Below are 13,381 nucleotides of genomic sequence, written 5' to 3'. Positions count from 1 at the left end.
AAATTATATATTCAACGTTTTTTATCACGATTATTCCAAAATAAAAAGAGAATAAAAAACAACAGATAAAAAGAAAACCAAGTGTCTAAGTGATTTTGATTCATTTGCTGATATGCAAAAACAGCTAATAAAATTGTCAAAATTGTTTGAATTAAAAATAAAAACCACTTCACAATATCACCTCTATACAGACAAAATTCAATGCAATGGTAATTGCTTTATATTTTGTTCTTCGTTGTGTCAATCTAACTCAATCCTTTTTATTCAAAAGCGTTTGTTTGGATATCATACTTGTTCAGAAATTGTTCTACTTCTTTTTGTTTCTTACCATTAACTTGCTTTTTATATTGAGCATTTATCTCTTTTATTTCGCCTACATTTTTTAATTTTGTTTGGTCCGTATTAGCATCGTCCGTTGTTGCATCTACTTTATCGTTGATTTGATTCATTAATTCATTTACTGAAGTTACATAATTACTTACTTTTAAACTTCCTTTTTCGTATTGCTTCGGTAGCTGGTTATTTTCTATAAACTGTTTAAAATTTTTATCATTTTTATTTGTAAGCTTAGTAAGTTTATTTAATTTATCCTGGTCTTTTTCATTTAATTCATCTTTATCTCTAATTTTCGAAGTATTTTCATCTAATGCATCAAATGTGTCTAAATACTTTTTGATACTTGAACCCATTTCATCTTCACTAATCTTTTCGTCACTTTTTTGACTTGAAAAGACCTTTTTGGGAATTTCTGTTGCTTTCGCTTCTTGATCAGAACTTTTGTTTTCGGATTCTCCATTGCTACAAGCAGCTAATAACAACGCTAATGTTATTAATGATATGTATTTTATAATTTTCATAATAGCCTCCTCTTTACTTTAGAATACCATTTTTATAAATATTATAAATACTTTTAATTAAAATTATATTCAATTGTTTTATTAAACCCAAAATTGTTTAAACGAATAAGGCATTTTTTTATAAAGAAGTATCATTAGTCTGACCGACTCTTGCAGGAGAATTACTAGTTGAAGACTACAAGCTGAGGCGGTACAAGTAGAAAATACACATAAAAAACCGCCAACAAAGTCGGAGAAAATGTCGATACGAGAAGACTTTATTTCAATAAAAATATTTTAATCTACTCATAATTAAATTCGAATGAATCAATTATGTTTCTTTAAATGTTGAACTTTGATATAGTCGGATATTGAATATAAAATATCAGAATTATATTAAAAAGAAGCGATTTTTATTTCTTTTAAATATTATTTCTATTCAAAAAAATATCGGCTTTAGCACTTCACATTTTAATGTGGGGTGTTTTTCTATGTTTTTAAATCAACGTTTAATAATAGATGTTGTGAAGACTATCTATTATATAAGCAAAAATTTTATAAGGAGCGTAATGTATGATTGTAAAGGATAGTATTACCAATCCATTTAATATAATTTGTAAAAATAAATATGAAGAAACAAATGCCTTCACATACAATAGATTAATCGATTATGGAAGTTCTTATTATTATTTGAAAAATACTTCATTTGATTACATTGCAACAAGTGTGATTAGTAGATGTGATGGTGAAGAAAATGAGGAATTCGAGTCCAGGTTCAAGCATTTTGGGGAAACCGAAAAATTTTGTATTGAAAAACTAGAAGTAACCTCTACATTTGAAAATAAAGGCGTCATGACCATCATGTTTTGTGACGTGATGCTCGGCAATGTTAACTAGAGAATTATCACATCAACATCATATAGAGGTTAAATTTATAAATACATCAGATTTAATAAAAGATGGCAAAATAGTAAACGTGTATCATAGTGTGATACCTAATTATGAATTATCAACAACTAAACCTGATAGTACAAGAATATCTTTAGAAGGCCAACGTAATAAATCAAGTATTGAATTTTATCAAGATATTTATAACATATTTCCTTTAGAAACTAGAGAAGAAGATATAGAATATTATACAAATTTAAGAGCTGAAAAAATAAAAAACTTTAATGAAAAGTTAAAAGCTATTTAGATAGCTAACAATAACTATCCGTATGCTTTGTTATTAAAAGTAAATTTGATAATGAAACAATTAAGAGACTCCCTTTTTGAAAGGAAGTCTCTTTTAATATATATGCTTAGACTATTAGTCATTTTAGTGAGAATAACATTCAAAATTTTGTTGTTCTTCTATTGAAAAGTATTTGTGTATTGACATTTCGAATATTCTCGAATAGTATGTGTGTTATGAAAAATTTAGTTGAAACTTTTAAAGTATTAAGTAACTATGCCCGTGTTGATATCTTAGTTTGGCTGAAACATCCTAGTGAACATTTTGGACATATTTATACAGGTGAATATTTAAAAGAAAAAGGAGGCGTATGTGTAGGAGATATACAAGAAAAAGCCAATATGTCCCCCTCTACTGTCTCGCATTATTTAAAAATGATGCAGCAAGTAGGGCTATTAGAATCTGAAAGACATGGTCAATGGACTTATTATAGAAGAAACGAAGAAAGTATTAATGAATTAGCCAATCTAATAAAAGAAGATCTTTAAAGGTCTTTTTTTATTGATTATAATTCGATAATTCGCGAAATGAGGAAAAGAGGTAAATCATGAATAAATTTATATTTTATATCCTTGCTATAGTAGCAGGTATATTTTTGAGTATCGAAGGTGCCATGTATGCAGTATTAGGTGATTCTATTGGAGAATTAGAAAGTAGTTTATACAATTTTGCCATAGGAACAATCATATTAGGCATTGCATTATTGTTTTTAGGCAAAGGCAAACTATCTTACGCAATTAAAGCACCTAAATGGCAATTAACTGGCGGCATATTAGGTGTTATTTACTTAACTGTTTTAGTCTTCATCATTCCTATGATAGGTGTTGGCCTAGCAATGGGAAGCGTTGTGGTTGGCCAAATGATTATGAGTGCATTAATAGAACATTACGGCATACTAGGCAGTGAAAAACGACCATTAAGAATTGAAAAAGTAGTGGCAATTATACTAATGATAGTTGCATTAACACTTATTTATTAGGAGGAGTATAAAATGCAAGTAGCTTTAGTAGTCATAGCTTTAATAGTCGGTATCACTTTAAGTACACAATCATCAGTAAACGGGTCTTTTAGCAAAAAAGCAGGAACGTTAGAAAGTGCATTTTTAACATTTATAACAGGTGGTATGATTTTATTCATTATTACTTTGTTTTTTGGAGAAGGTAACTTCTTAGATTTCTTTAGTGCCCCTAAATGGCAATTGAGTGCCGTTTGGTTTGGTGTTGGTTATCTATTTTTAACAATTGTAGCAATTCCCAAAATAGGCGTTATAGCAACAAATATCTCTGCTGTTATCGGACAACTAACCATGGGTATGATCATCGACCATTTTGGTTTATTTGAAGGCATGGTCATTCACTTTGATGCAAAAAGAATTATCGCATTAATTTTAATGGTTATCGCACTAAGATTGATTTATAAAGCTGATATTAAAAATAGCTTACATGAAAAGTTAACTTAAACTATTTTTAATATGTTCAAAATCGCAATCAGCAATATCTATCACTTAATTACGACTTATTTATATTTTTCAAACTAAAAAACGCCCTTCAAAGATTTCACATTTTAAGTGTCACTTTGAAGGGCGTTTATCATGTAAATAGAACTGTAGAGCTCTATTTTATAATATCAATCAATTCTTTCTTAGCTGCGGATCTGGCTGGAATCCAACCGAATACGATGCCGATTAACATAGATACACCAACTGCTGTTAAAACGGAACCTAGACTGACAACACTCTTAATGTAGTCTGGCGTTAACGCATCGACGCCTGACGCTATTAAGATACCTATAATCAGACCGATGATGCCACCAATCACACAAAGCACGACACTTTCCACTAAGAATTGTATTTCGATATCTCGGGACTTCGCACCAAATGCGCGTCGAATCGCAATTTCCTCTGTACGTTCTGAAACAGAAATGTACATCACATTCATTACGCCAATTCCAGCAATAAACAATGAGATACCCGCGACAGCTGCCACAAAGTAAGTAATTGCATCAAAGACTTGATTGATGCCTTTCATCATTTCTTCAGTGTCATTGTAACTATAGCTACCGTCACTCATGCCAGAACCTTTTTTATTTAATTCATCTACGACCTTATTTGCTGTATCTTTTTTATCAGCTCCGTCTTCCAATGAAAGTTTTAATGACGGAAAATCTTGACTTAAACCACTCATATATTGCTCAAATGTTTTTGAAGGCATATTCACAGCTGATGGATTCATCGCGTCATTGGCAATACCCACGACTTCAAAACCTTGATCATCAATATATAATGTTTTACCAATGGCATCTTTATTAAAAACATCTTTGGCAATTTTATCATCAACGGTTACGACTTTCTTCCGTAATTCATTATCATCTTTATCAAAGCCTTGGCCCTTTTCAGGACTATCCATAGCTTCTTTTTTCACAATACTGATGTCGCCTTTTTTCTGCGCATTAGTCATTTTTGCAGAAAAACCTTGGTCATCCGTTTCTTTAATTTCAGCATCTGCTACGCCGTCAACTTGTTTTATAATACTCAAGTCTTGCTGGCTGAAAGGGTTCGTTTTCGCGCCTTCCATATCATTACTCATGAAATTAATATTTGCAGAATTTTTTCCAGCACCCGTATCTTCAAATTCTTCAGAAGCCGTTTTTTTAAAGCCGTTTCCTAAAGACATAATTGTAATAACAGCCGCAATACCAATAATAATACCAATCATCGTAAAAATATTACGTCGCTTATTTTTTAAAATAGATTTGAACGAAATGGCGATGATATTAGACAAATTCTTCATCCAACCACCTCTTCTCGTTGAACACGACCATCAAGAACATGAATAATACGATCTGCTTGATCTGCAACTTTACGATCATGCGTGACTAATATCATCGTCGTATTATGTTCTTTATTCAATTTTATAAATAATTCAATAATATCTTTAGACGTTTTCGAATCAAGTGCCCCCGTAGGCTCATCAGCAATAATAAACTTGGGTTGATTGATAATGGCACGTGCGATAGCAACACGTTGTTGTTGGCCCCCGACAATTTGTTGGGCACTAAATTTTCTTTATCAAACAAACCTACATCATGTAATGTACGTGTTACACGTGATTTACGCGCTTGAGTGCCTAACCCCGCATAAACGAGCGGAATGCTGACATTTTCTAAAATTGTATTATTTTGAATTAATTTAAAGTTTTGAAAGACAAAGCCAACTGTTTTATTTCTGATATCTGCAAGTTGGTTATCTGAACTTTCTTGATAATTTTTACGATTAAAAAGGTAATCACCTTCATAACCACGATCAATAAATCCTAAAATGTTAATTAACGTACTTTTACCAGAACCTGAAGGACCCATAATCGCAATGAATTCACCTTCATTGATGTTGATATTAATGTCTTTCAAAATATGGTTTTGTTCATCCCCATTTTTGAAATATCGATTGATATCTACCAGTTCTATCATGATGACACCTCAACTTCATCTCCATCATTCATCGTTTTTTTAGGATTTTTAATGAGTTTATCCCCTTTTTCCAGACCTTCTTTTACGAAAATTTCACCGTTGATTTCGTCTGTTTTAATATCTCGTTTTTTAACTTTTCCTTCCTCATTTACCACAAAAACATTATTATCTTTTGTAAGGACTGATTTAGGCAATTTAATAGAATCTAATGGTACTTCCACTTCCATAGAATAACCCGCACGCACTGGGATATCTATATCGTCAATAACTACGGTATATTTGGATGATTCTGAATCATTTCCACCACTAGGATCACCTTCAACTGGGTTCGAGGCTTGCGGCGTAGCACCTCCATCCTCACTACCCGATACAGCCGAAGCACCACCAACAGCCGATTCATTTAAATTTTCTTCATAACTCTTAGGTAATTCTGAAATTTTTTGGATTTTACCTTCACCCGTTTCACCCGTGCTTGTCACTTTCACATCTACTTTATTGCCTTCTTTGATTTTATTCAGGTCAAATTCAGAAACTGTCGTCTTAATCTGTGGTTCATTGGATACTAATTGAAGAATCTTTTCACCATCTGTTACATTATCTTCATTTTTAATATCCACTTTTCCATCAAAATCTGCATAGACACTGTCATTGACTTGTTTATCATGTGAATTCAGTTGTTGTTGTGCTTCACTTAATGCATTTTGATCTTGTGATAATCGCTTTTGCAAATCATTGTTGTTAGGACTTTGATTAATATTTTGATAATCTTTATTCACAGCATTTTGCGCTTCATCTACTTTATCTGCTAATTGTTCACGCTTACTATTATTAATATCGTAGTTAATTAACGGGTCTCCTTGTTTAACTGATTGACCATCATCAACTTGTGTACTGATATATGCCCCTAATTGACTGTTGTTGTTATATGTTTTAACTGAATTGGGTGATGCTTTTCCCTCTAAATTGAGTGGACTTTCTTTCTCCACTGTATATGTATCATAACCATCTTTCTCCGCCGAACTACTGTTGGTCTGTTTCAAAACCAATGCCACGACGACTAATCCAATTATCGCGACTATCCCTATAAGCCACATCCACTTTTTCTTCAATTGATAAACACTCCTTATATTTATTCACTTTACAAGACTACCATAGCCACACAATTAAAAATATATCTAATAACATATTTTTGAATGATTATTACTATTTGAATGTCATAAATACTTATTATTTACTCTATATATCTTTAAGTATTATAAATACTTATTATTTTTTTAATTTCTATAAAACTATTTTAATATTTTATGTGTAGTGTTATGCTTTGGTCATTATACATACAGGAGGAAAAATTCATATGGAAACATCAAAATTACCCTTAGTTTCACACTTTTCAGAACTACGTAATAAGCCTAAATGGGTTTTAAAATTAATTCTCGCAATTGTAGTCATGACATTATCAGCTGTTATTGGGTCGCTTGCAATTGACTATAACGAACTGTATAAAGATGCAGGTATGACAGGAGCGGAATTAGAACAAGCTAAAATGTTCGGACAAATCGGTGGTGCAATTGCTGGCATATTCGGTGCTATTGTTAGTATTGGTATTACATTTGTCATCTTTTTACTGATTTCCAAGATCATGAAATCTGATGCAAGTGGAAAATCAATTTTCTCTGCTACTTTAAGTTATACATTGATTACCGGAATTATTGCTTTAATCGTTATACTCATTCAGTGGATCGCTGGCTTATCACCAACAGATTATTCTATTACAAGTCTTAATATTTTTGATAAAGGAAATAACATATTAGGTGCATTTAATTTACAAACATTTATAGCCGCATATGTATTTGGCGTTATGCTATTCGCTACAAATCGTTTTTCAAAAAAATCAGCAATTATTTGGGCGATTGCATATCTTGTAGTGAATATAGGTTTTGTATTGTTAGGCGCATCTTTCTCATAAAAGAATTATGCGAAAGATTTAGGAGTTTGCTAAGCGCGCACAAAGAACAAGTAAAAATTGATTGTTTAATACATATACTTTCTAGATACCAGAGAAATTGTTATTAAGATGAAATTCTATATAAGAATACAATAAGGTTGGGACATATCACATGTGTCAGCCTTTTTTATATTGGCAGTGGCTGACTGAATTAGACTACTCATTTTAAAAATAACTTTGTTTTATCTGAATAAAAAGTTGTGTCTGTTATTTAGTTATTGTAAAGTTTAGTAATGTTAACAAATTATATAATAATAAATTATGAATATGATATTTATTTGGTTTTTTGCAAAAGTATCGTTACATTTAGAAAGAGTGATATGTTCAAATGAATTCAATATGGTTTGTATTAAAAGAACAACTAAAAAATTTATATTTAATAAGAAGATTAGCGGAATTTCAATTAAGAATTTCTAACAAAAAGAATTATCTAGGAATGGCGTGGGAGTTAATTAATCCTACTATGCAAATTGCAGTTTTTTGGTTTGTGTTTGGTTTAGCTCTAAGAAGCAATAAGGTTATGGAGGGCGTTCCATTTATATATTGGCTCATTGTTGGGATCAGTATGTGGTTTTTCGTAAATGAAGGTGTTCTAGAAGGTAGTAAGTCTATTACTTCTAAATTTAATCAAGTAGCTAAAATGAATTTCCCACTTTCTATTATTCCTAGTTATGTCGTTTTTAGTAAATTCTACGGTCATATTTTTCTACTAGTAATTATTATGGGTGTTTGTTTCATTGGAGGATACAAGCCCTCTATATATACTTTACAATTATTTATATATTTGTTTTATGCGTTAGTTTTAACCAACGCTATAGCACTATTAGCTTCAACATTAAGTATGTTAATTAGAGACATACATTTAATTCTACAAGCTTTAATGAGAATGATATTTTTCGTCTCTTCTATACTCTATTTACCAAATAATCAAATAGTTGGAACAGTCATGCAATTTAACCCGATATACTTTCTAGCCGGAGGATATAGGGCAGCTATATTACACCATGAATGGTATTTTATTACGCATTGGGAACTCGCAGTGTATAATATCTTACTTTGTCTTCTAATCTTTAGCTTAGGATCCATTTTGCATATGCGTTTTAGAGATAGATTTGCCGATTATATGTAATAAAAGGATTGAAAATTAATGTATTGATTCGAATTAGTGAAGTGAAAATTTAGAAATTAAATTTAAATAAAGTAAGTTGGTTAAATTATGAAAAACAAATATCTAAAAATAGTATCAACACTTGTCGTAGTTTCTTCAGCGGCATATTTAACGACGATGAATCCAGAGGCTCAAGTAGCAGAACAAGTTCAAAAATGGGGTCATGGTGAAAGTTGAGCTAGTGGTGCCAACACTGAAAGTAGTGCAAGTTTAAAAGCTGAAGCACCATGGTATAACCACGAAGGTTATACTACGTATGATCCCTCGTTTACACAAGATTATTATTTTTACGTGCATTAAAATATGACAATGCTTCAATCAACGGCTATAAAGTAGATCCCAAAGCTTATAAAAATTATGACCATACTAAAAACATTTATGATACATCAGTAGACTTTAACTATAATAATGAAATTATTCAAATTAGTTTTAATACAAAACCAGACACAGTATCTAAAGAAGCATTCAAAAAAGCACATGCACCTATCGACACGGACGATGAATCTAAACCAGATAGTAATGGTGTTACAATGATTCCTTATAATACAAATGATGGTTCATATAAAGCTTTCTTTGATATAAATGATAATTGCTCAATAGATTGAAATAACAACTATAATAAGTAGTAACCTTAAAAGTAAAGTGCGGATTTAAAAATTTGAGACATAACTCTTAAGGTAAAATAGTAAGCACATCACTCTACTGACTAAAATCAGGACGCAAAGTGATGTGCTTATTTTATATTATGCAATTTTCGATTTCAGATGTTCATGCTTATCTAGGAATATGATTCGAGTATGTAGTCTCTCATAAATATGATTCTTTCAGACGTCTGCACTTTTTAAAAAGCTATAAGTCCTTTTAAAGATTTGTGTATTAAACTTTCCAAATTCAAATAATATCTTAATAACGATTGTTTAGAAAAAGTTCATCAACAATTATATAAAATTGTTTTTCTAATTTAAATGCTAAAGCGAAATCCTATTTATTATTTTCTGTCTTCCTTAAGTTTTTCATTATTTCACTCTTCAAGTGCTATTATTAATATTTAGTATTTAAAAAATCTTAATGAACTTTTCATTTAAATTATCCATAAAAATTTAATTTTACATTTTTTTGTTTATAAAAGTATATTATTACAAAAAAATTACATTTAAAACAAATTTCTTTTGTGGTAACGTAAAACTTATATCTTAGAAAGGAGCCAAATTTAATGACTTATAATAAATTAGATACCAATACTTTGAAATCAGTTAATGGCGGAGTAAAAGATTTTTTTGCAGATGCTTTCTATACTGCTTCAGGATGGGTAACCAAAGGTTTAGTAGCCCAAGGAAAAGCAACTGATGATACAGGAAAAGCAATGTACGGTAGAAAGTAACTGGAAATGAAGTATAAATTGGGTAATACTTATTAATTTAGGAGGAATTTATTATGACTTTTAGAAAACTTAGTGAAAATGAATTACATTCAACTAATGGTGGCGTATGGCCAATAGTAGCGACGATAGGTTCAGCAGGTGTTGCTGTTTATAATTATCAAGACGAGATCAAAAAAGGATATAAAGATGCAATGAAAGAAACAGGCGGAGGAAAGAGATTATAATAATTAGTTGATACATAACTATTAGCACAAAACAATAAATACATATTGTTTTGTGCTTCCTTTATGCAAATTAAACTGTTTTCTTAATTTTTCTATTACCAACTTGAACAATATGAAAGTAATTGATATAGAAAAAAAGCAAGCGAAATCCTTATTATTATAAGAACTTCATCTGCTTTTAAAGTTAGTAAAACCTAATATTTTCCTTTTTTTATAGAGTCAAAGAATATGATTAATACCTTTAAAATAGTACATAACTTTATTGTGACTAGCTTGTAAATTAATTATCCTCATTTTAATAAAACAATGATAAAACGAGGATAATTAATCCGAAGATTACACAGACATAACCAATTTTTTCTTTGTTTAATAAATTAGGAATGAATGCAACAGTTACAGCTAACACACATAAGAAAGTAGAAAATTCTTTGTAGCTCATTAATAAAAATACAATACCTAAGGCCAATAAAACCCCTGATATAATTGAAAATAATTTGTATAAAGGCTTTTGATCCCTCATGTTTTCACCTCTAGTTTTATAAATATAAAATATTTTATATTTATAATATAACATATTAATCTTTATTATGCTAAAAATAATTCTCTAAAAAACATTACTATTATAGTTATTTTACAAAATATTGCGCGAGGGGATAAAATGAAATTTATTAATCAATATGATGAAAGTGATTGTGGTCCAGCTTGTTTAGCAATGCTAGCCCAACACTACGGAAAGAAACCGATGCTCTCAAGAATTAGAGAATGGTCAAAAACAGATAAAGAAGGTACATCACTATATGGTCTCATAAAGGCCGGAGGGCATTTAGGCATTGAATTAACAGGGGTCAGAGGAGAGAAAATAGAAGATATTGAAAATGACGATTTACCTGTAATCGCACATGTAGTAAATGAAGAAGGCTTTATGCATTTTATAATAATAGAAAAAAAGAAGAACAACAAATTACATATTTTGGATCCGAGCAAGAGGAAAAAGAAAGTGCAATTTTTCTGAATTCGAAGAAAAATGGACAGGTATCCTATTGCTCGTAAAAAATAACCCTTCTTTTGAGCAATCCTATAGTATTCCTAAGAAGTCTCAATTATTTAGAAAAATATTAAAAAACAATAAGTTTGCTATCATGAATATTCTTATACTCTCAATAATTATAAATTTATTAGGAATTATTGGAGCTTTTTACTTTAAATACCTTATTGACACTATTATACCTTCGAGAATTTTAGGGAATTTACATATAATTTCTATAGCAGTCCTTTTTTTATATTTAATAAATTCATTTATTTCTTTAATTAGGTACCAAGCTTCTCTAAATTTAAGTTTGAAAATTGATATAAACTTTATGAAGGACTATTATTATCATGTTCTACATTTACCTGTTAAGTTTTATGAAACAAGAAAAAGTGGTGAAATTTTATCGAGATTTTCTGATCTGTCTCACATACGAGAAGCCCTTTCTTCAGTTACAATCACACTGATTGTAGATACATTAATGGTTGTAGTTGGAGGAACTATTTTATTTACTCAAAGTTCAACATTGTTCTACATTACTTTAGTTCTTGTACCATTATATTTAATAATAGGTTTATCATTCAGAAAAAGTTTAAAAAAATATAATAGACTCGTAATGGAACAAGATGCAACTTTAAGTGCATATCTTATTGAAAGCTTTTCTGGTTATCCTGTTATAAAAAGTTTTGGAGCAGAAAATGAAGTTTTTACAAAAGGTGTTCATTATTTTGAAAATTTAATAAAAAGACTTTATAAATTAAGTTTTTTTACAAACATTCAACTTACTATTAATGCCTTTATGAAAATGGTAGCAACCATAGTAATTCTATGGATCGGGTCTTCACTTATTATGAAAGATGAGTTGTCATTAGGTGCACTTTTAACATTTAATGCCCTAGTCATATACTACATTGATCCTATAGAACGTTTAATAAACCTACAGCCACAGATACAGTCAGCTCTTGTAGCCACTCAAAGATACTTAGACATTATGGATATCAAAACTGAAAATGAACAAAGAAATGATAACAAAACATCAGATTTGGCCACTAAGTTTAATAGTCAGTTAGAAATAAATAATCTTAATTTTCAATATACTTTCAAAGAAATGACTTTAAAAAATATAAATATGATAGTACCAAAAGGGCATAAAATAGCCATTATTGGTGAAAGTGGATCTGGTAAGTCAACTGTTGCTAAATTAATAGATAATTTTCACACGGATTATGAAGGAGTTATTAAAATAAATAATATTTCTATAAAATATATTCCTAAGACTTCATTAAGAAATATGATTAGTTATGTCACACAGCAAAATTTTATTTTCGGTGCTACAATCAAAGAAAATTTAAAAATTGGATTAAATAGAAATATTAGTGAGGAGGAAATATATAAAGTATGTAAAATAGTTTGCGCATACGATTTTATAAATGACCTCCCACTAAAATTAGACACTCAATTACACAATGGTGGATCTAATTTATCAGGTGGACAACTACAAAGAATAGCATTAGCAAGAGCTATTCTTAAAGACTCAGATATATTATTATTAGATGAAGCCACTAGTTCATTAGATGCCTCAACTGAAAAAAACATATTAAACAACATAGAAAATCATTGTATAAATAAAACTATTATATTAATTACACATAAATTGAATAACGTTAAAAATGCCGATAATATTTATTTACTTAAGCATGGTAAAATCATTGAACAAGGAAAGCATGAATCTTTAATAGATAATAAAGGTGAATATTACGAATTATGGTCAAATCAATTTTAAATTAATTACCATATGACTTTTCTTCACAAAATTTTTATAACATGTCTCACAATATTGATGCTTAAAACTCTAGATATCTTACAGTATAGTAAATATAAGTTCATCAATATCTGCTTAACATAATCCATGGTTATCAGAAGCCATAATTAAAAGGGACTCCTTATTCAATAGGGAGTTCCTTTAATTGTTGTTTCTTATTAGGAAACTTTGTTTATGTAAGTTGTCATATGGGAAATATACCCTCTATGGTTTTTCTAG

The 13,381-nt window shown here is 29.9% G+C and carries 17 protein-coding genes and 1 pseudogene; 13 read left to right on the top strand and 5 right to left on the bottom strand.

Annotation, left to right across the window (positions count from 1 at the left end; genetic code table 11):
- Positions 1-260: 260 nt before the first annotated feature.
- The gene (locus tag ABLV95_RS13475; protein ID WP_427705631.1) at positions 261-857 is read right to left on the bottom strand and encodes an NDxxF motif lipoprotein; all 597 of its coding nucleotides are present in this window, start codon (positions 855-857) and stop codon (positions 261-263) included.
- Positions 858-1,409: 552 nt separating this feature from the next.
- Here ABLV95_RS13475 and ABLV95_RS13470 point away from each other — a divergent pair.
- The 5 genes from ABLV95_RS13470 (at position 1,410) to ABLV95_RS13450 (ending at position 3,529) form a co-directional block, all read left to right on the top strand.
- Positions 1,410-1,733 (top strand): hypothetical protein, encoded by a 324-nt coding sequence (locus ABLV95_RS13470; RefSeq protein ID WP_460872255.1) that lies wholly within the window; start codon positions 1,410-1,412, stop codon positions 1,731-1,733.
- The gene (locus tag ABLV95_RS13465) at positions 1,723-2,031 is read left to right on the top strand and encodes a hypothetical protein (RefSeq protein WP_460875962.1); all 309 of its coding nucleotides are present in this window, start codon (positions 1,723-1,725) and stop codon (positions 2,029-2,031) included. The genes ABLV95_RS13470 and ABLV95_RS13465 overlap by 11 nt, the downstream gene beginning before the upstream one ends.
- Before the next feature lie 215 nt (positions 2,032-2,246).
- Positions 2,247-2,558 carry an ArsR/SmtB family transcription factor gene (locus tag ABLV95_RS13460; RefSeq protein WP_056935115.1) on the top strand — a complete coding sequence of 104 codons (312 nt, stop codon included), beginning with the start codon at positions 2,247-2,249 and terminating at the stop codon, positions 2,556-2,558.
- Positions 2,559-2,617: 59 nt separating this feature from the next.
- Positions 2,618-3,049 carry a DMT family transporter gene (locus ABLV95_RS13455; protein WP_069814958.1) on the top strand — a complete coding sequence of 144 codons (432 nt, stop codon included), beginning with the start codon at positions 2,618-2,620 and terminating at the stop codon, positions 3,047-3,049.
- 12 nt (positions 3,050-3,061) lie between these two features.
- Positions 3,062-3,529, top strand: a complete 468-nt coding sequence (locus ABLV95_RS13450; RefSeq protein WP_460872253.1) for a DMT family transporter — start codon at positions 3,062-3,064, stop codon at positions 3,527-3,529.
- A 154-nt stretch (positions 3,530-3,683) separates the two neighbouring features.
- Here ABLV95_RS13450 and ABLV95_RS13445 read toward each other — a convergent pair whose 3' ends face one another.
- The 3 genes and pseudogenes from ABLV95_RS13445 to ABLV95_RS13435 form a co-directional block, all read right to left on the bottom strand.
- Positions 3,684-4,859 carry an ABC transporter permease gene (locus ABLV95_RS13445; RefSeq protein WP_427705635.1) on the bottom strand — a complete coding sequence of 392 codons (1,176 nt, stop codon included), beginning with the start codon at positions 4,857-4,859 and terminating at the stop codon, positions 3,684-3,686.
- Positions 4,856-5,535, bottom strand: a pseudogene (locus tag ABLV95_RS13440) (ABC transporter ATP-binding protein). The gene ABLV95_RS13445 and the pseudogene ABLV95_RS13440 overlap by 4 nt, the downstream one beginning before the upstream one ends.
- Positions 5,532-6,644, bottom strand: coding sequence for an efflux RND transporter periplasmic adaptor subunit (locus ABLV95_RS13435; protein ID WP_460872252.1), 1,113 nt, complete (start codon positions 6,642-6,644; stop codon positions 5,532-5,534). The pseudogene ABLV95_RS13440 and the gene ABLV95_RS13435 overlap by 4 nt, the downstream one beginning before the upstream one ends.
- 245 nt (positions 6,645-6,889) lie before the next feature.
- On the opposite strand from ABLV95_RS13435, the gene ABLV95_RS13430 reads away from it, so the two are divergent.
- The 6 genes from ABLV95_RS13430 (at position 6,890) to ABLV95_RS13405 (ending at position 10,313) form a co-directional block, all read left to right on the top strand.
- Positions 6,890-7,501: a YIP1 family protein gene (locus ABLV95_RS13430; protein WP_427705643.1), complete on the top strand. Its 612-nt coding sequence runs from the start codon at positions 6,890-6,892 to the stop codon at positions 7,499-7,501.
- A 367-nt stretch (positions 7,502-7,868) separates the two neighbouring features.
- Complete coding sequence (locus ABLV95_RS13425) at positions 7,869-8,669, top strand: ABC transporter permease (RefSeq protein ID WP_277579944.1); 801 nt, start codon at positions 7,869-7,871, stop codon at positions 8,667-8,669.
- Between the two features lie 87 nt (positions 8,670-8,756).
- Positions 8,757-8,885 (top strand): hypothetical protein, encoded by a 129-nt coding sequence (locus ABLV95_RS13420; RefSeq protein ID WP_256092372.1) that lies wholly within the window; start codon positions 8,757-8,759, stop codon positions 8,883-8,885.
- Between the two features lie 140 nt (positions 8,886-9,025).
- Positions 9,026-9,313 (top strand): immunodominant staphylococcal antigen IsaB family protein, encoded by a 288-nt coding sequence (gene isaB, locus ABLV95_RS13415; RefSeq protein ID WP_427707032.1) that lies wholly within the window; start codon positions 9,026-9,028, stop codon positions 9,311-9,313.
- A gap of 608 nt (positions 9,314-9,921) precedes the next feature.
- The gene (locus tag ABLV95_RS13410; RefSeq protein ID WP_157946295.1) at positions 9,922-10,089 is read left to right on the top strand and encodes a hypothetical protein; all 168 of its coding nucleotides are present in this window, start codon (positions 9,922-9,924) and stop codon (positions 10,087-10,089) included.
- Between the two features lie 53 nt (positions 10,090-10,142).
- On the top strand, positions 10,143-10,313 hold the full coding sequence (locus ABLV95_RS13405; RefSeq protein WP_460872250.1) for a class IIb bacteriocin, lactobin A/cerein 7B family: 171 nt from the start codon (positions 10,143-10,145) through the stop codon (positions 10,311-10,313).
- Between the two features lie 295 nt (positions 10,314-10,608).
- Here the strand turns inward: ABLV95_RS13405 and ABLV95_RS13400 are convergent, their stop codons facing one another.
- On the bottom strand, positions 10,609-10,833 hold the full coding sequence (locus ABLV95_RS13400) for a hypothetical protein (RefSeq protein ID WP_069814971.1): 225 nt from the start codon (positions 10,831-10,833) through the stop codon (positions 10,609-10,611).
- A 138-nt stretch (positions 10,834-10,971) separates the two neighbouring features.
- On the opposite strand from ABLV95_RS13400, the gene ABLV95_RS13395 reads away from it, so the two are divergent.
- Together ABLV95_RS13395 and ABLV95_RS13390 are read left to right on the top strand one after the other, a co-directional pair.
- The gene (locus tag ABLV95_RS13395) at positions 10,972-11,325 is read left to right on the top strand and encodes a cysteine peptidase family C39 domain-containing protein (RefSeq protein ID WP_460872249.1); all 354 of its coding nucleotides are present in this window, start codon (positions 10,972-10,974) and stop codon (positions 11,323-11,325) included.
- Positions 11,326-11,353: 28 nt separating this feature from the next.
- Positions 11,354-13,123 (top strand): peptidase domain-containing ABC transporter, encoded by a 1,770-nt coding sequence (locus ABLV95_RS13390; RefSeq protein WP_460872248.1) that lies wholly within the window; start codon positions 11,354-11,356, stop codon positions 13,121-13,123.
- Positions 13,124-13,381 lie beyond the last annotated feature (258 nt).

This window comes from Staphylococcus sp. Mo2-1 (assembly GCF_046721385.1).
Classification (GTDB): domain Bacteria; phylum Bacillota; class Bacilli; order Staphylococcales; family Staphylococcaceae; genus Staphylococcus; species Staphylococcus equorum_A.
Note: the sequence above shows the minus strand (reverse complement) of the source record. Positions and strands in the feature narration are given on the sequence as shown.